General features: G+C 65.9%; 16 protein-coding genes. 8 read left to right on the top strand and 8 right to left on the bottom strand.

Annotated features, from left to right (window positions below):
* Nucleotides 1–45 precede the first annotated feature (45 nt).
* Genes PX52LOC_RS26420 through PX52LOC_RS26400 form a run of 5 tightly spaced genes read left to right on the top strand, consistent with a single transcriptional unit; the run spans nt 46 to nt 5,990 of the window.
* A complete protein-coding gene (locus tag PX52LOC_RS26420; protein WP_149112900.1) occupies nt 46–1,068 on the top strand; it encodes a DUF1559 family PulG-like putative transporter in 1,023 nt (340 codons plus the stop codon).
* Nucleotides 1,069–1,095: 27 nt separating this feature from the next.
* Entirely contained in the window at nt 1,096–1,782 is a 687-nt protein-coding gene (locus PX52LOC_RS26415; protein WP_149112899.1) for a hypothetical protein, read from the top strand.
* Nucleotides 1,783–1,785: 3 nt separating this feature from the next.
* Nucleotides 1,786–4,092 (top strand): OB-fold protein, encoded by a 2,307-nt coding sequence (locus PX52LOC_RS26410; protein WP_149112898.1) that lies wholly within the window; start codon nt 1,786–1,788, stop codon nt 4,090–4,092.
* Nucleotides 4,093–4,124: 32 nt separating this feature from the next.
* Nucleotides 4,125–5,075 carry a glycosyltransferase family 2 protein gene (locus PX52LOC_RS26405; RefSeq protein ID WP_149112897.1) on the top strand — a complete coding sequence of 317 codons (951 nt, stop codon included), beginning with the start codon at nt 4,125–4,127 and terminating at the stop codon, nt 5,073–5,075.
* 6 nt (nt 5,076–5,081) lie between these two features.
* Nucleotides 5,082–5,990, top strand: coding sequence for a glycosyltransferase family 2 protein (locus tag PX52LOC_RS26400; protein WP_149112896.1), 909 nt, complete (start codon nt 5,082–5,084; stop codon nt 5,988–5,990).
* Nucleotides 5,991–6,000: 10 nt separating this feature from the next.
* Here the strand turns inward: PX52LOC_RS26400 and PX52LOC_RS26395 are convergent, their stop codons facing one another.
* The 8 genes from PX52LOC_RS26395 to PX52LOC_RS26360 are packed head-to-tail and all read right to left on the bottom strand — an operon-like array spanning nt 6,001 to nt 13,796.
* The gene (locus tag PX52LOC_RS26395) at nt 6,001–8,184 is read right to left on the bottom strand and encodes a glycosyltransferase (RefSeq protein WP_149112895.1); all 2,184 of its coding nucleotides are present in this window, start codon (nt 8,182–8,184) and stop codon (nt 6,001–6,003) included.
* Nucleotides 8,181–9,146, bottom strand: a complete 966-nt coding sequence (locus PX52LOC_RS26390) for a glycosyltransferase family 2 protein (RefSeq protein WP_149112894.1) — start codon at nt 9,144–9,146, stop codon at nt 8,181–8,183. The genes PX52LOC_RS26395 and PX52LOC_RS26390 overlap by 4 nt, the downstream gene beginning before the upstream one ends.
* Nucleotides 9,146–10,276, bottom strand: a complete 1,131-nt coding sequence (locus PX52LOC_RS26385) for a DegT/DnrJ/EryC1/StrS family aminotransferase (protein WP_149112893.1) — start codon at nt 10,274–10,276, stop codon at nt 9,146–9,148. The genes PX52LOC_RS26390 and PX52LOC_RS26385 overlap by 1 nt, the downstream gene beginning before the upstream one ends.
* A gap of 16 nt (nt 10,277–10,292) precedes the next feature.
* Complete coding sequence (locus tag PX52LOC_RS26380) at nt 10,293–10,820, bottom strand: GNAT family N-acetyltransferase (protein WP_149112892.1); 528 nt, start codon at nt 10,818–10,820, stop codon at nt 10,293–10,295.
* Nucleotides 10,777–11,259, bottom strand: a complete 483-nt coding sequence (locus PX52LOC_RS26375; protein ID WP_149112891.1) for a sugar 3,4-ketoisomerase — start codon at nt 11,257–11,259, stop codon at nt 10,777–10,779. Before PX52LOC_RS26375 ends, PX52LOC_RS26380 begins: the two co-directional genes overlap by 44 nt.
* Nucleotides 11,249–11,650, bottom strand: a complete 402-nt coding sequence (locus tag PX52LOC_RS26370) for a sugar 3,4-ketoisomerase (RefSeq protein WP_149112890.1) — start codon at nt 11,648–11,650, stop codon at nt 11,249–11,251. Before PX52LOC_RS26370 ends, PX52LOC_RS26375 begins: the two co-directional genes overlap by 11 nt.
* Nucleotides 11,651–11,671: 21 nt before the next feature.
* Nucleotides 11,672–12,889, bottom strand: coding sequence for an ABC transporter ATP-binding protein (locus PX52LOC_RS26365; RefSeq protein ID WP_149112889.1), 1,218 nt, complete (start codon nt 12,887–12,889; stop codon nt 11,672–11,674).
* Between the two features lie 19 nt (nt 12,890–12,908).
* The gene (locus tag PX52LOC_RS26360) at nt 12,909–13,796 is read right to left on the bottom strand and encodes an ABC transporter permease (protein WP_149112888.1); all 888 of its coding nucleotides are present in this window, start codon (nt 13,794–13,796) and stop codon (nt 12,909–12,911) included.
* A gap of 239 nt (nt 13,797–14,035) precedes the next feature.
* Between PX52LOC_RS26360 and PX52LOC_RS26355 the strand changes: the two genes are divergently transcribed.
* From PX52LOC_RS26355 to PX52LOC_RS26345, 3 genes are read left to right on the top strand one after another with little or no spacing between them, the layout of a single operon-like run.
* Nucleotides 14,036–14,833 (top strand): glycosyltransferase family 2 protein, encoded by a 798-nt coding sequence (locus PX52LOC_RS26355; RefSeq protein WP_149112887.1) that lies wholly within the window; start codon nt 14,036–14,038, stop codon nt 14,831–14,833.
* Complete coding sequence (locus tag PX52LOC_RS26350; RefSeq protein ID WP_149112886.1) at nt 14,833–15,204, top strand: DUF2304 domain-containing protein; 372 nt, start codon at nt 14,833–14,835, stop codon at nt 15,202–15,204. Before PX52LOC_RS26355 ends, PX52LOC_RS26350 begins: the two co-directional genes overlap by 1 nt.
* Nucleotides 15,201–17,531: a tetratricopeptide repeat protein gene (locus PX52LOC_RS26345; protein WP_149112885.1), complete on the top strand. Its 2,331-nt coding sequence runs from the start codon at nt 15,201–15,203 to the stop codon at nt 17,529–17,531. The genes PX52LOC_RS26350 and PX52LOC_RS26345 overlap by 4 nt, the downstream gene beginning before the upstream one ends.
* The last annotated feature ends 2 nt before the right edge of the window (nt 17,532–17,533 follow it).

Below are 17,533 nucleotides of genomic sequence, written 5' to 3'. Positions count from 1 at the left end.
GTCGGTCGTGCTCCCGGTTCCTGACTCCTTCCTCACGAGTGACCCATGCGCCTGACCGCTCCCGCTCGCCCGGTTCGTCGGAACGCCTTCACGCTCATCGAACTGCTCGTCGTCATTGCCATCATCGGCATCTTGATCAGTCTCCTTCTGCCGGCGGTGCAGAAGGCCCGTGAGGCGGCGGCCCGCCTCCAGTGCGCGAACAACCTCCGGCAGATCGGTTTGGCGTTCCAGACTTATGAGAGTGCCCGGCGGCAGTTGCCGTCCAGCGGCGTCGGTTGGGACGCCACGAACAACCAGTTGACCTACGACTGGACCTCGACGTTCACTCAACTTCTAACGGGCATCGAACTCGACACCGTCTACAGCAAGTTCAACTTTGGGGTCGCCTACAACGACGCATCGAACCGGCCGGCGGCAAAAACCTCGGTCTCGACGTTCCTCTGCCCGACCAACCCGATCCGCGCCCGGTCCGGCACGGACTCCCTCGGCTACGGCTACACCGACTACCTGCCGGTCGCCTGGACCCGCATCTCGGAGACGAGCACGGTGTCCTCGCTGGTGAAACTGACCGGTGCCCCGCGGCAAACCGATTACGGTGCCCTGCGGTACCCGGCCCAGGGGATCGAGACGTTTCGCGATGGGACGAGCCACACGATCATGGTCGTGGAAGCCGTCGGCCGTGGTGAGTTCTTCAGTCCGACGGCCTACGACGTGGCCGGCACCAACGCAATCGACCCTGGCGACCTGATCCCGGCATCGTCCACGACCCGCAACACTTGGCGGTGGGCTGAGCCGGCGTCCGCGGCGATCGTGGCCGGCCCGCCGACCACGGCATTTAAGGGAAAGGTTCTCAACAACAACGCCCTACCGTTCGGCGGCCCGACGACGTGCGCGTGGACGACCACCGATTGCGGTCCGAACGACGAGCCGTTCAGTTTCCACAGTAGCGGCGTCAACAGCCTCTTCGGCGACGGCCACGTGACGTTCGTTTCCGACACCGCCGATGTGTTGGTCGTCCGCAGGCTTCTGACGGCGGCCGAGGGGTCGGCAACGGGGTACGGCGAGTAACTCCCTCTGAACCGAGTGAGACGATCCATGCCGAAGCAGAAATCTTTCGGCCAGCGGGTGCTGGCCAACCTCAAGAAGAAAGTCGTGCAGTTACTCCTCGCCACCGCGCTCCTCGGCGGCATCGTCTGGGGGTCGGCCCGGTTGCTCGGGCCGAAGACCCTGGACAGGGTCGACACGGCCGGCCAGGCGAGGGCCAAGGAGGAATACAAGTATCTGATCTGTAACTCGTGCAAACTCGAAGTGCTGTACACGGCGGAGTTGGACAACCACACGTGCCCGAAGTGCCAGCCGCCGAAGGTCGGATACTTGATGCCGTCGAAGACCTCGATCAAGAGCGGCGGCGATGGCAACCCGTGGCGGCGGTACAACGTCGCCGTCGCCATCGAGGCGGTTCTCTACTTGGCTCTGATCTACTACCTCCTCTCGCGGCCCGTCGACGAGACGCCGACCGAGTTCGTCCTCACTTGCCTGCACTGTGGCCTGTCGCTGCAGTACAAGCCCGACGGCTTCGATCAGTACGCGATTTGCCCCGGTTGTGAACAGGTCATCAAGCTCCCGGACGAGGACGAGGCGATGACGCGCGAGGACCAAGAGCACGTCCGGGAAATGACCATCCTGACCGCCATGGAACTGGACCTGCGGAAGAGTGGCACGATCGTGGACGCAGACGCGGAGAACGGCGAGCCGAACCCGCACGACGCACCGAGAGGCTGACCCATGTTGCTCTTCTACTGCCCCGGTTGCCACGCCGAACACCGATCCAACGAGGCGTTCGCCGGCCGCCGCGCGCAGTGCGTGCGGTGCGGTGCGGCAATGCGCATCCCGCAGACTAGCGGCATCGCCGGTTCGCTCATCCGGACGGAGGAAGAAGTCGCCGACGAGGACATGGACATCGACGAGTTGGCCGAGAAGCAAGCCCACGATTCGGAGGCCGAGCGCCCCGCGGTCGATGCCGACGAGCCGCCACCCGTCGGTGACCGGCCGACGAACTGGCCGAAGCGACTCGGTGTGCTTCTACTCGTCCTGACCACGATTGCCGTCGGCTACTTCGCGATCCAGTCCGGCCCATTGCCGAAGCCGGCCGCGAAGTTGGAGTTGGACGCCGAGGAGGAACCGCCCCCTTCAACCCCGGCCGTTGCCGAGAAGCAGCAGGAAATCGCGACCGCTCCCACCGCCCCGCCGCCGGAAACGCCGATTCGCATGACCGCGGATCAACTCGCCGCCGAGTACGCGACCGGACCCCAGGCGTGCGACACGAAGTACCGCGGCAAACTCTTGGAGGTAGAGGGCATCTGCAAGGCGTTCGGCAATGGCGGCCTCCAGTTCCGGCACATGTACTCGGCCTATCAGGAATTGGCCGGCACGGAGGAAGAAGGGGTCGTCACTGCCGCCCTGCCGGCGTTCGATGTGACGCCACTGATGCGGGAGACATTGCCGGCAATCGTCGGGTCGGTCGGCGGCCTGATGTTGGAACCACCGTCCCTCGTCCCACAACCCGGCCGCGGGGTCACCGTGCGCGGCCGTTATGCCGGCCTCTTCAACCCGCAGACGAATACCCTGGGCAACCTGCGGCTTGATCGGGCGACGGTCGTTCGCGCCGCCGCACCGGCCGACGAGAAATACACGCGGAGAACGGTCTCAGTCACCGGCCTCGTCACCAGCGTGACGGACGAGTTACTCGGCTTTGAGCCGCCGGGCACGGCGACGTTGCTGCAATTTGAGGCCTACTTCCGCCCGCGGCAACAACCCACGGCGGTCATCCGTCCGGGGCAGATCGTCACCATCACCGGCACTTGCAGCGGGCGATCAACCCAGATCATCCGGTTCGACAACTGTGTCCTCGGCGGCGGCGGGACTATCGCCACCACAACCGCCGAGATGGTCCGGGACTACGAGATCGACCTACAAACCGGCCCACCGATCGACCGCTCGACACCGATTGTCGTCACGGCCGAGAACTTGGCTCGCGAGTTCCAAGAGAACCGCACGGCCGCGATGGCCAAGTACGGCCGGAAGTACCTCGCCGTGACCGGAGCAATCGCGCGGAACGACACTCCTCAGCGGCTCGTGACGTTCGAGAAGGGCACCGACGTGGGTGTGAGTGTCCTTGCCGCGTTCACCCGCCTCGAATACGGCCGCCTGCCCACGGACGAACTCGTTGTTAGCGTCCGCGGCGTCTGTTACGGCCTGACCCGGAGCCGCCTCTTACGGATCGAAGACAGCGTCTCGTTCGACCCGGATAACGGCAACCCGAACGTCCCCCGCCTGACGGCGGACTTCTTCCCGCTGAAGGCCGGAGCCGAGTGGACGGCCGTGCGGTTGCTCGAGCCGAACCCGCCCCCACTGGCGAAGCCGCCGGCCAAGCCTTCGACGAAGCCAGCGAAGCCACCAGCCTACGCCGTCGCGAAACTCCGGCAGAAGATCGTCGAAGACGGCCGGCTCGTCACGTCGTTGGTTCAGCAAGGCACAACGACCGACACGAACCTCGCTACGGCGACGATCAAGTGGACGGGTAAGCCCGCGAAGACGCCGACGCCGGTTCAGGATCAACGATTCCGCATCGGCGAGAAGTTCATCGAAACCGGCACGCTGCTCAATCCGCCACCCGCCCAGCCGAAAACGGTCGAGGATCTGTTCGTGTGGTCGCCGGTGCTCCGTCTCGGGGCGAAACCGGGCCGCGAGTGGTCGCACGAAGAGGAAGTTGGCGGGAACGTCTCGACGTGGACCGCGACGAAGTTCTTCACTGATCCCCGTGGCCGGCCGGCGCTCCAGGTGGACGCCACGCTGACGAGCAAGTCGGCAAATCTCGCCGGTGTCCGCCAAATAACGACGACCGTGTTCGTCAAGGGCGTCGGCCCGGTGTCCCAGAAGGTCGTGCTATCCACCGCGGACGGAACGTCGAAGGTCGTTTACGAGGAACTCCGCGAGGAGAGTGAGGCGGTACAAAAGAAAGAAACGGAACTCCGTGGCAGTGGCGGTCGGGTCCCTGCCCCGCCGCCGCGCGAGGCGAAGTCGTCGAACTGACGCCCGGGACGATCCCCTTTCAAAAGGCCTACATGCCGACCGCGGCCGCGTTGACCCTGGCGATCCCGTACTATGCCGGGAAGCCATACCTTCGGCAGGCGGTGGAATCGGTCCTACATCAGCGTGATTCGCGGTGGCAACTGGTGGTCTGCGACGATGGCGGTGACCCCGACGGCGGTGTGGCCGAACTCCTCGCCGGCTACAACGACCGCCGAATTCGGTACATCGCCCCTTCCGGCCCGTCGGGAATGGCGGCGAACTGGAATCGCTGCCTTGAGGCAGGCGATACAGACTTGGTGGCGTTGCCGCACGCCGACGATGAACTGCTGCCGGATTACGTGGGCCGCATGCTCACCGCGGCTGACCGCTACGCCGACGCGGCAGTCCTGTTCTGCGAAGCCCGGATCATCGGCCCGGACGGGCGACCACGGTTCTCCTTCCCCGACTACTGCAAGCGATACTTCCGTCCGGCCGCAGGCCGAACTGTGCAACTCCACGGCGACGCCGGCCTACGGGCCGTGATGCGGGCGGATTTCATCATGTGCCCAACGATGTGTTTCCGACGAAGCCGCCTCGGCGGCATGCGGTTCGACCCACGATGGCGACAAGTCCTCGACCTCGACTTGATCGCGCGGCTGCTGCTGGCTGGCGAAACGCTCGTCGGCGTGCCGGACGTGCTCTACGATTACCGCCGCCACGACGGGAACGCGACGGCCGCGCAGACACAGACGCTCCTCCGCTTCCATGAGGAGCGGGCTCTGTACGACGAGGTGGCCCAAGCCGCCGCCGTCCGCGGGTGGGCGGCGGCCGCTGCCATCGCCCGCCGCGGCGCGATCATCCGGCTGAATCTGGGCTTCTGCACGCTCATGGACGTGTTGCGTGGCCGGTGGGCCGACGCCAGCCGGAAAGTGACGCTCGGCTCTCAACTGATGGAGTCGTCCGCTCGATCGAAAACCCGCGGGAACGGCCCAACTCCTATTTAGTATGCAATGACCCGCCTGAGCATCGTCATACCTGTGTACAACTCCGCGGCGACAGTCGGCCGGACCCTGGCGTCGTTGGGGGCAATCGCCCTATCGGCCCGCAGCGGGATCGAGGTGATCGTGGTGGACGACGGGTCGGCGGACGACTCGCTCGCCATCGTCCGCCGATCGACCGCCTTGGTCGAAGGGCTTTCGTGGCGGATTCTGACCCAGTCTAACAAGGGGCCGTCCGCCGCCCGGAACACCGCCCTCGCCGTCGCTGGCGGCGAGTGGATTTTGTTTCTGGACGCGGACGACAAGTTAACCACTGATCCGTGCCCGTTCCTCGTGACCGCCGTGGCCGCGAGTTGCGTCACTTTCGCGGTCGAATACGTTGGACGGTCGGGCCGACGAGTTCGGCGGGTGTCGCCCCCTCGGATCGGGCCGGCCAACAATTACCGCTTGCTGACGGCCGGGAACCCGTTCGCGGTGAGCAGCCTCGTCTTCCGCCGCGCGGCCTTGGACCGCCCGTTTGCGGAAGACATCAGGTACGCCGAAGACTGGGAGTTCTGGCTGGCCAACCGCCGCGTGTTCGCGGCGGCCGCCCGATTCCCCCGGACCGTGCTCAGCACCATCCACGTCCACGGGAACAACAGCAGTTCTCACTACCGCCGGTGGGGCCTGTCACGGGCGACCGTCGCCAGACGGCACCTTGAGCGAGAGGCCGACGAACTGCGGCCGGAGGACCAGAACAACATGCGCGTGCAAATGGCCGTGGGGGAGATCCAGGCGGGGCGCCAGCCGGCGGTTCGCGACTTCTTGCACCTGCCGTGCGACTGGCGGCTGTGGATGAAGTTGGGCGTGTACGCCGGGGCGTGGGCCGTCGGCCGGCAGGCCACGCGGTACGCGGCGGACGACGATTCCGCGGTCCGGTGAACCCGCGGCTTTACGAGCCGTCGGCTGAGGCGGCGGGCAGGTACCCAGGCACGGCCCCCACCGCCTGCCGGAAGTGGTCCCACGTGTGCCGGGCGGCGAGCAAGCTTCGGCCGGCGGCCAACAGTTTCGGCAACAGGTCCGGCTCGTAACACGCCCGCTCAAACTTGGAGATATAGGCATCGACGGCGTCGAACGGACTGACGAGCAACCCGGTTTCGCCGTCGCGAATCAGTTCCGGTATCCCGCCGGCATCCGAACTCATCACTGGCAAGCCCGCCGCCAGTGCCTCCAAAAGGACGTTCGGCATCCCCTCCCATTGCGAGGTGTTCAGGAACAAGTCGAAGTCACCAACGGGAAGTGATTCGAACCCGTCGAACGGGCCGTGATACGTCAGGTTCGGCAGCCCGCGGAGGCGAACCCGGGCCGCGTCGGACCGAAGCACGGACGCTCCGTAGGCGTGGAAGTGGACCGGGAGGTGAGTCACCCGCCTTGCAACCTCGATCAAGAGGTCCGGCCGCTTCTGGCGGTCGAGCCGTCCGGCCCAGAGGACCTGGAGTTTCCCGCCCGGCGGCCGGTCCTGGCGGCCAGCCGGCGGGAGGTCTACCGGCTGGTAGTGGGTGTGGAGCCTGTTCGGGTTGAGAGCGAACATCTGGATCATTAGTTCGAGGATTCGACGATTGTCGGCGAACACGCCGGCCAAGTGGTCGGCAACGGCCGGCACCTGATCCAGTGCAAATCCGGTTCGGCGGCCATCCGCAGTCACGTCCTCGCAGAACACCGACGCGAACACCCGTGACCGCTGGGCGACGGCCTTCCCGTACCGTTCCACGACGGCAAATCCGAGGGTCGAGTTTACAACGTGAACGGCGTCTGCCCCGAGTTGGACCAGGAACGTGCCAAGGACGTACTCGCGTTCATCGTCGCGCAACTCGCAGGCGAGTGCTGCCAAATCGACGAACCGGGCACCGGCCGGCAAACGCGAAGCCCACGGCGACGGCACCGGTTCGGTCGCCAGCACCAAGACCCCACCGTCTGCAACCCTCTCGGCCGCAAGGCGGACGTAGTTGAGCGTTTCCAGGTCGGACCCGCCGGTCCGCAGCCACGGGACGATGAACGCCAGCCGCACGGGGCCGGTGACCGCCTCACACAGTTTTCCGTACACCCGGCCGACCGGTGGGTTCGGAATGCAGTTCTCGCGCAACCGGATTCGGAACAAGTCGTCTGGGAACAACTGCGGCTCGACGGCATGCAACTCCCGACACTGATCGACCAACCATGACGGCAGTTCCGCCCCCGGCCCGAATCGCGCGTTCAATCGAACGGCCGACCGGTACGCACGGGCCAGCGGGGCCTCCAGGATCGGAAACCGACGGGCAACGGCGAGGCCGAATCGACCGGCGCGCGAGCGGAGCGAATCCCATCGACCGCTGGCGGCCGCACGCGGCCGATCGACAACCGGCCGCGTATCAGCAACACGGTATCGGGTCGGGGCCAGGAAATCGGTCGGTTGGAGCAGGGCGTTCGCGATCTGGTGTTCGCGGAGCAACGACCCGCGGGACTTTCTCCGGATGAAGATGGTCGTCCCTGGCACGGTCTGAATTGCCCCCCCCGCCGCGAGCACTTGGGTGAACCAGTGCCAGTCTTCAAACCCGAACCCGCTTCCCCCGCGGGCAGCCGCGAACGGGATTTCGCAGAGCAGTTCCCGCCGGGCGGCGACCAGCGCCATCCAGTAATTCGTCGCGACCAAAACTTCGGGCCGGAATGCGGGGGCGTCGGACGGCGTGAGCCAGTGGATCAGGTGATGTGCTTCGAACGTGATAGTGGCTTCCGGCACGTACACCGTCCTGGGGTCGGCGTCGGGTTGCTCGAGGACCGACAGCAACCACCAAGAGCCGAGCAGATCGTCGGCGTCAAGGAACGCGACCCACCGGCCGCCGGCGGCCTCAACGCCTTGGTTCCGCGCAAGGCCGAGGTCTCCGTGATCTCCGTCCAGCAAGCGCCAGTCGGCCGGTGCGTCGCGGGTGAAGTAATCCCGGGTTTCGGGGGTCGGCCGGTCGAGAACAGCGATGCACTCAACGATCCGCCCTTGCCGACGGGCGAGGTCAACGGCCGCGACGGCACTGCGGACCGTCCGGTGAGCAAGTCGCCCCTCGGCGTGGGCGGTCACGATCAAAGTCAGGTCTGGCCGTGTCATCCGGGGGGCCGCCCTTGACCCGTCGTGCGGAGCACCGCAAGCCGGGCATCCGCAACTCCCGTCCTGGATTGCGGCCGCCGACGGGACTTAATCACTTTGGCCAAACTCGCCGCTCCTAACCGGTCGAACGGGGACAAAATGGCTCGCAAGAGCTTCCAAGAGAGGGATGCTTTGATCTCCTCGCCCTCCTGCATGGCTAACCACAATTGGTCGCGACCGAGTTGACCAAAATCGAAACTCGATCGTCCGGTCAGTTCTTCGTCGAGCACAGTGAACATGCGGATGAGGTTGTACGCTCGACTCGGTCCGAGCTGGCTCGACCACCACCCGCCGGCGTGGCACCGGTAGTCGGCCATTACGTCGTCTAAATACACGAAGTGCCCGAACTCAGCGTACAGGAAGTAGAGCGGCCAGTCGTCGATCGTCAGGCGAGCGAACCACGACGGCAGTTGTGGTAGCCCCGACTTTCGCAGCAATGTCGAGACCGCCGGCACGTAGCACGTATTCGCGATCTCGGCCTTGCCGGTGGTGTGGGACACGTCCTTGGGGTAAACGCCGCCGCTCGGCCGACCCTCCGCGTCCACGATCCGAACAGGGTGGAAGCAGATCGAACAGCCCGGATCAGCGTCGAGGACTGCCACCTGCTTGGCCAACTTCTGCGGGTCGGTCCAATAATCGTCCCCGCCGAGCGTCGCCAGGTAATCGCCGCGGCAAGAGTTGTACGTGTCGATGACGTTCGGGACCAGGCCGAGGTTCTTATCCCGGAACAACAACCGCAGGCGGCCGGGGAATTCGGCGTCTAGCTTTCGGAGCACATCCCGCGTGCCGTCCGTGGAGCAGTCCTCACCGATCACGATTTCAAAGAGGAAATCGGTCTGCTGGACGAGGACGCTCCGCACCGTCTGCTCGATGTACTTTTCCTGGTTGTACGTGATGATCAGCACGCTCAGTCGGGGATCCATCAGAAGCCACCTTGCGGTTGGTTGGGGTAGCGATTCACCTGTTCGGCCACGTAGGCCACCTCCTCGTCCGTCAAAGCAGGACTCATCGGCAGGCTGACCACGTCGCGGTGCAACTGTTCGGTGATCGGGAACGATAGGCCGTGCAACGCGGGGAACGCCCCTTGGCGGTGCGGCGGGATCGGGTAGTGGACACCGGTTTCAACGCCGCGGTCGGCCAAGTGCCGGCGGAACCGATCGCGGTCTGCCACCCGTACAACGAACAGGTGCCACACGTTTGCAAGCGGGTCCGGGTCGTCCGGCAGATGGACGGCCGGGTTGCGGATCGCGGCCCGATAGAACGCCGCGACTGCCCGGCGGTGGGCGTTCTCAGAGTCCAGTCGCGGCAGTTTGACGCTGAGCACGGCCGCTTGAATCTCATCCAACCGGCTGTTGCGGCCGGGCAACAGGTTCTCGTACTTGAGCCGCGAACCGTAGTTGCCGAGTATGCGAACGGTGTCGGCCAGCTCGGTATCGTCCGTGGTGACGGCCCCGGCGTCACCGATCGCTCCCAGGTTCTTGGTTGGATAGAAACTGAACCCGGCGGCGTCACCCAAGCTGCCTGTCCGCCGGCCATCGAACACGGCCCCGTGTGCCTGGGCGGCATCCTCGATCAACTTCAAGCCGTGCCGATGGGTCAGGTGACGGAGTTCGGCCATTGGTCCACAGCGGCCGTATAGATGAACACACATCACCGCCCGCGTCCGAGGGGTGATCGCCCGCTCGACGGCGGCCGAGTCGAGGTTGAAGGTCGCTTCATCCGGTTCGACCAGCACGGGCGTTAACCCGGCCCCGGCGACCGCGAGGATGGTGGCGACGAATGTGTGCGCGGGGACGATCACCTCGTCCGTCTTTTTCATCGCCCCGAGAGCAACGTACGCATCAAGGATGAGGGCGAGGGCATCCAGCCCGTTGCCGACACCGATGGCGTGGCGGACGCCACAGTATCGGGCGAACTCAGCCTCGAAGCGTTCGCCAAATTGACCGCGGATGAACCAACCACTGGTCACCGCCTCGGTCACCGCGACCTCCAAGGCCGAGGCGAGCGGTTGGTGGACCTGCCGGAGGTCGTAGAACGGAACCGCACGCTGCATAATGCCCCCGTTGAGCTCAGCCGATGAACCGAGCAAAGTCCGCCCGGCTTCGTTCGTACACGTCCTTCGTGATCTCGAAGTACAGGTTCTCGTCGTCTTGACCGACGACGACCGCCCCGAATCGTTGGTGGAACCGGACCACTTTCACGTTCTCCTTCCGCACGTCGAAGTCGCTTTTCATGAACCCTAACGGGCCGAACCCAAAGTCGTACACGCCGAGGGTTGACTCGATCGCGGTCGACATCGGCGCGGTCGGCAAGACAATCCAACTGCCCCAGCAGAAAGTGTCCCGGCAGAAGTTGTACATCCGCACGGTGCCGTACTGCCGGCCGCCGTCGGCCGACTCGATGATGAAGTAGAACTCGCGGCCGGCCCGCTCACGCACTTGATATCGGGCGATCCACTGCCGCTGGGCCTCCTCGTCGTCGATCACCGGGGACAAGTGGCGGGACAGTTTCGGGTCCAATCGCAGGTCGAGTACGAACCGGGCGTCAGTTTCTTCAACCGGTCGCAGACGACCGGTTCGCAACTTCAGTGGCGCCATCGGACGATCCCTCCGCACGGTGCAGAGCCTTCCAGGACGCGAAGGCCTTGTAGTCCCGGATGTAATCCACCTCCTCGTACCGCTCCGACGCCAAGACCAGGCAGACCGACCCGGACGAGAAGTTGTGCAGTTCTCGCCAGATGCCGGGGTACAGCGCCAGCGCGTAATACGGGCGGTTCAGGAAAACGCTTCGACGGTTCCGGCCGTCGTCCAGCAATACCTCGAAGCTGCCGCCGGCGGCGACGATCAGTTGCCGCAGGTTCTTGTGCGCGTGCCCGCCGCGGGTTGATCCGCCCGGTACGTCGTACAGGTAGTACACTCGCGGCACATCGAACGGACAGTTCCAGCCGGGTTGGAGGACCGTCAAATTCCCGGCCCGGTTCTCTACCCGGGGCAACTCCAGCAGCGGGCAGTCATACACAGTCGTGTCACCGGCCATTCCGAAGTTGGTGGAACTCGTCGAAGTCGCGGACGTAATCGTTTTCATCGTAGGGGGTCGATGCGAGGATCAAGGCAACGGAGTTCGTCGAGAAGTCGCGGAGCGTTCGCCAAAGCATCTGTGGCACGTACAGGCCGACGTAGGATCGCTTGAGTGGGTACACTCGCTCGGCTTCACCGTCGTGCAGCACCACTTCAAAGCTTCCGGACAGGGCGAGGACGATTTCTTCCGTGTTTCGGAATGCGTGACTCCCGCGCACCTCGCCCCCCGGCACGTCGTAAATCCAGTACACCCGTCGGACGGCAAACGGAACCTGGTTCCCTTCCTGCAGAAATGACAGGTTCCCACGAGCGTCCAAGATTCGCGGCAACTCTAACGAGCGAGGGCCCATTTCTTCCCCGGTGGTGTTCGCCTATCCGCAGCGGCCGAGGTACTCGACCCGCCACGCCAAGTTCGGCCGCAGGACGCCCGGCAACGGGGTCAACGTCCCGTAGACCGGGACGTTCGCCACCTCGAACCGGCAGACGCTGTCTTGGCCGAAGAGCAGGATTTTGCGAGCCTGGCCGAAGATCAGCCGCACATGGTAATCGCCGGCGTTGAGCGTGTGCGGCGGCACGTGGGTCGTCACCCGGTACAACCCCTCGTCGCAAGGCTCGGATTCGGTCAAAAACGTCCCGGCGTGGAAGACGACGATCCCGTCGCCGGTGGACACCTCGAGGGTGCAATCCACCACGCGGGCTTTCACGCGACACTCGAAATCGACCGTCAAGCGAATGCCGCTGTCCACGGCAATCGACTCGCCAGCCACCGGTTCAGCCCTAACGGCGAGCACGCGGATGTTCTCGTTCCCGCCCAGTTCCGTAGGCAGCGCCGAGGCAGAATACGCCGCCAGTACGTCACGAACTGGCCCCACGCTCGTCACCCGCCCGGCGTCCAGAAGGATCGCGCGGGTGCATAGCTTCTGGGCAGTTGCCGCGGCGTGAGTGACGAGGATGATGCTCCGCCCACTCCGCATCAACTCACCGACCTTCCCCAGACACTTCTTCTGGAACGCCGCGTCGCCGACGGCCAGCACCTCGTCCACGAGCAAGATTTCCGGCTCCAGGTGGGCCATCACCGCGAACGCCAGCCGCATGAACATGCCGGACGAGTATCGCTTCACCGGCACGTCCAGGAACTTCTCCACCTCCGCGAACGCGACGATCTCGTCGAATTTCCGGGCGATCTCGACCCGCCGCATCCCCAGCACGACGCCGCTGAGGTAAATGTTCTCGCGGCCGGTCAGTTCCGGGTGGAAGCCGGCCCCGACTTCCAGCAGGCTGCCCACCCGGCCGCGCAGCCGCACGCGACCGGCGGTGGGTTTCGTGATTCGGCTGACGACCTTCAAAAGCGTACTCTTGCCCGCCCCGTTCCGCCCGATGAGGCCGATCACCTCGCCCGGTTGCACCTCGAATGACACGTCACGGAGCGCCCAGAAGTCTTCCGCTCGGTCGATCCGGCCGCGGAGCCGGCGGGCGGGCCACGTCGCCAGTGCCGCCAGGTCGTCGCGGAGCGTGCGGTATGCCACACGTTCCGCCGTGCGAGCGATGCGGTACCGCTTCGACAGGTTCTCCACCACGATCGCGGCCATGTGCGGCAACACTCCCCGGTCAGATGGCGTCGGCGAACCCGTCCTCGACTCGCGCGAAGACGATGACCCCGACCGCGAGCAGTACGGCTCCCACGGCCGATCCGACGCCGAACGCGGCCCACGGCAGCGGTTCGCCGAGCATCGCCGCACGGGCAAACGCGATCTGCCCCGTCAGCGGGTTCAGGTGCGCCGTTGCCCAGAGCCAGTCGGGCAATTCCGTGCCAGCGTCAAGGCTCAGGTAGACCGTCGGCGTGGCGAACATCCACGCCTGGATCAAGAACGGCAGCGCGTGGCGGAAGTCGCGGTATTTCACGTTCAGCGCCGCCAGCAGGCTGCCGACGCCGAGCGCGGTCAAGAAGATCATGCCGACCGCCAACGGGATTAACAGCCCACCCCAGCCGGGTCGCGAGCCGTAGGCGAGCATCAGCACGACCAGCGCGGCCGCGGCGATGAGGAAATCGACCACCGCCACGGCCGCCGCCCCGATGGGGATCACTAGCCGTGGGAAGTAGACCTTGGTGATGAGTCGCTCGGAATCCACGAGGCTGTTGGCGGCGGCGGACACCGCTCCGGCGAACAGGAACCACGGCAACAGGCCGGCGTAGGCGTATAGCGGGTACGGCACGTCGCCGGTCGCGACGTGGGCGACTCGGCGGAAGAACACGGCGAATAGTCCCATCAACACGAGCGGTTGGAAAACGGCCCAGGCCACTCCAAGTGCCGTCTGCTTGTACCGTACCTGTACGTCCCGCCACGCCAGCATTCGGCACAGATCGCGGTACGCCCAGAGTTCCGCCAGCGGCAGCCACCGCCACCGGCCGGGCGGTTCGATTAGCGTCTCCGGTGGCCCGGCGGCGTCTGTGGGATCGCGTCGGGCCGGCGGTTCGGGGAGGGTCAAGGCGATCATGGCCTGCCAGTCGGTGAGGAAGCCACACGTCGGCTCGCGACAAGGATTGAAAGTACAATCGCTGATCGGGGATGGCGGAGAAGAACGGATGAATTTCTGATGACCACCGTGGCCCCGCGGCGGCTTCGCGGATCGTTAACGGCTTCTTCTCAAGATCTGAGTTCGGTATTCATCCCACCCACCGACCGCGGGCGTAATTAGAGCATCTCCCGCCCCGATGTTCCTCCGTGCGAGTCTGAATGGCCGTCGAAACCGCCACTACTCTCGCCGCCCCGATCCCATCGCGGACGCCGCCACGGACCACGGTGGCAGCGCGGCCGCACCTCGTGCTGATCCCGGCTTACAACGAGGAAGGTGCCATCGCCGCCACCGTCGCGGGCCTGCAATCCCTGCCCGCCGGGTACGAATTGGTGGTCGTCAACGACGGCTCGACGGACCGCACCGGCGAGGAGGCCGAGCGGGCGGCGGCGGCCAGCCGACTGCCGGCCCGCGTTCTCCACCTGCCGACGAACGGCGGGATCGGCGTGGCCGTGCAGACCGGCTATCGGTACGCCCGACATACGGGACGGTACGAGTTCGTCATCCAGTGCGACGGCGACGGCCAGCACGACCCGGCGTTCATCCCGACCCTCGTCGAAGAGTGCCGGCGGCGAAACCTGGACCTCTGCATCGGCTCGCGGTTCCTCGATCGCACCGGCGGCGACCGCTCGACCCGCCTGAGGCGGATGGGCATCGGCATGTTCGTGCGGTTAATCGTGCTACTCGCCGGAGTGCGGCTGACCGACCCGACGAGCGGCTTCCGCTGCGCCGGCCCGGCCGCGTGGCGGCGGTTCGCCGAGAGCTACCCCGAGGATTACCCGGAGCCGGAGTCTCTGCACTGGTGCCTGCGAAACCGGCTAGCCGTCGGCGAGGTGGCCGTGCGGATGCGGTCGCGGGCGGCCGGCGTCAGTTCGATCCGATCGTGGCGGTCGGCCTTCTACATGCTGAAAGTGTCGCTCGCTATCCTGATCGACCGCCTCCGCGCGGAGGGGCAGTAATGCTGAACGCGGAGCGACTCATGCTCCTCGGCGGGTGCGCGGCTTTCGCGCTCACGCTTTACTGGGTTCGCCAGCGGCATCTGACCGAGCGGCACGCCCTGGGGTGGATGGTCGTCGCCTCGGTCTTGCTGGTTTGCGGCGTCTTCCCGGAACTCGTCACTCGCGCGGCCGAGGCGAGTCACCTCAGTTACTCGTCGGCGGTGTTGTTCGTCTCGCTCGGCATCGGGTACGTCTTCTCTTTCGGCGTGACGGCGGCGTATGCCAAGTTGAACCGCCGGCAGGTCGTGTTGTTGCAGCAGTTGGCGATCCTGGAACAGCGGGTCCACGAACTCGAAGCCGCCCGCCAACTCGCTGAGGCCGACGCACAATGACGCCCTCTCCCACGCCTGCCTGGGTCGCGCCACTCCTACTGGCAATGGCCGTCGGGACCGCGTACTCGATTGGCATGACGGGCGAGTTCATCTTCGACGACCTCGCTGCGATTCAGAACAACGTCGGCATCCGCGACCTGGGGGCCACTGTTCACGAGTTGCCCCGAAACCTTCGGCCGGTCACGGAACTGTCGCTGGCGGTGAACTACTCACTCGGCGGGGCAGAGACGTGGGGGTATCACGCCTTCAACGTGGCGGCGCACGCCGTGGCCGCGGCCGTGCTGTTCGCGCTGGTTCGCCGCACGCTGGAGTTGCCGCGGGTCGCGGGGTGGGCCGGGCGGCAGGGCGAGTGGGTTGCGTTCGCCGTCGCTCTGCTGTGGGCCGTCCATCCGCTCAACACGCAGGCCGTGACCTACATCATCCAGCGGGCGCAGGTGTTGGCCGGCCTGTTCCAGTTCCTGATGCTCTACGCCTTTGTGCGCGGGGCCACGGCCGAGCGGTTCCGCGTGGTGTGGTACGCACTGGCCATGCTGTCGTCGGTCCTGGCGATGGGCAGCAAGCAGGACGCCGTAATCGGCCCGCTTCTCGTGCTGCTGTACGAAGCGGTCTTCCTCGCGGGCGGCGTTCGTCAACTCCGCACGCGGTGGCCGGTTCACCTCGCGCTCTTCGCCACTTGGGCCGTGTTGGCTCGATCGGCTCTGTTCGCCGTCGGCGGCCACGCCGCGATCGCCGATACGCCGTCGCCCGCAACGACGACGGTGACGGCCGGCTTCGCAGGCGGGAAAGTGAACTGGTGGCGGTACGCTCTCACACAGTCGGAAGTAGTGCCGTACTACCTCCGACTGGCCGTGTGGCCCGACCCGTTGTGCATCGACTACGACGATTGGCCCGTGGCGACCGGTCCCGCCGCCGTGGCGGCGGGTCTCGTCGTGACGGTCACGCTGCTGATCGCCACGGGCGTGCTGCTGGTGCGGCGACCAGCCGTCGGCTTCCTTTTGGCGTGGTTCTTTCTCGCGCTGGCGCCCACTTCCAGCGTTATGCCGATCAACGATGTCGCCTTCGAACACCGCACCTACACGCCGCTAGCGGCAGTCGTCACACTGTTCGTCGTCGGCCTGCTGTCCGCGACGCGACGGCTCAGTGGGTCGGCCGAGCCGAGACCGTTCCTCTGGGCGGTCGTCGTGCTCGCGGTGAGCTTCGCCCTGCTGACAGCGAGTCGGAACACGGCATACCGGACCACCGAGTCGATCTGGCGGGCGACGGTCGAGAGCCGGCCCAACAACCGCCGGGCGCACCACAACCTCGCGATCCTCCTCGCCGCGCACGGTCGCCGCGAGGAGGCGATCCACCACTTCTCGGAATCGGCCCGCCTGAAGCCGTCGCCGTACACGTCGGCGATGCTCGGGCAGTTGTTACTGGAAGCGGATCGCCCCGGCGACGCCGTGCCGTTCTTGCGGAAGGCGATCACAGAAGAGCTTCAGGAGGGGGACCGCGAACTGTTCGTCGGCGAGTTGCCGAGCCACAAACTCTACTTCAATCTCGCGGGCGTCCTGGCCAAACGAGGCGACCCGGAGGAGGCGATTCGGATGTACCGCCGGGCTGCGGAACTCAATCCGGCCGGGGTAGAAATCTACATCAACGCCACCCGCCCACTCGCGGCCCTCGGCCGGTGGGCGGAAGCCGCCCAGATGCTGCGGACGGCTGTGCGGGTCGATCCGAAGTCGAGCCTCACTCACAACAACCTGGGGATGGTGTTGTGCCGTCTCGGACAGACCGACGACGCGATTGCGCAATTCGAGCAGGCGTCGCAGGCCGACCCGAACGCGGGAATGGTGTACGACAACTGGGGGGCCGCGCTCGTGCGAACCGGGCGGCCGGGGGAGGCGGTGGTGGTGTTCCGCCGCGGGGCCGGGTGCAAGCCAGTTTACCCGCGCGTGCTGTACGGCCTTGCCCACGCTCTGAAGCGTTCGGGGGCCGATGCCGAGGCGAAAGAGATGTTCCGCCGGGCGACGGAGGTTCACGCCACGCTGCCGCTGACCTTGGCCGCGACCGCATGGGAACTCGCCACGAACCCGCGGGGCGAAGTCCGTGACCCACTGGAGGCCGTGCGGCTGGCAGAAATCGCCGTCGGGGCGACGGGCGAGAAGTTGGCCGATCCACTCGCTGCCCAGGCCGCAGCGTATGCGGCGGTCGGCCGGTTTAGCGACGCCGCCGTTGCCGCCGAGAAAGCAGAGCGACTCAGTTCGGCGGCCCAGGCGAAGGTCGTGCGGAAGATGCTCGAACTGTTCCGCCAGAATCAGGTATTCGTGCAACCCGCCGCGGGCTGAGA

The sequence above is a fragment of the Limnoglobus roseus genome (genome assembly GCF_008254045.1).
GTDB classification, from domain to species: Bacteria; Planctomycetota; Planctomycetia; order Gemmatales; family Gemmataceae; genus Limnoglobus; species Limnoglobus roseus.
The sequence above is the reverse complement of the archived record's forward strand: the minus strand, read 5'-3'. Positions and strand labels throughout refer to the sequence as shown.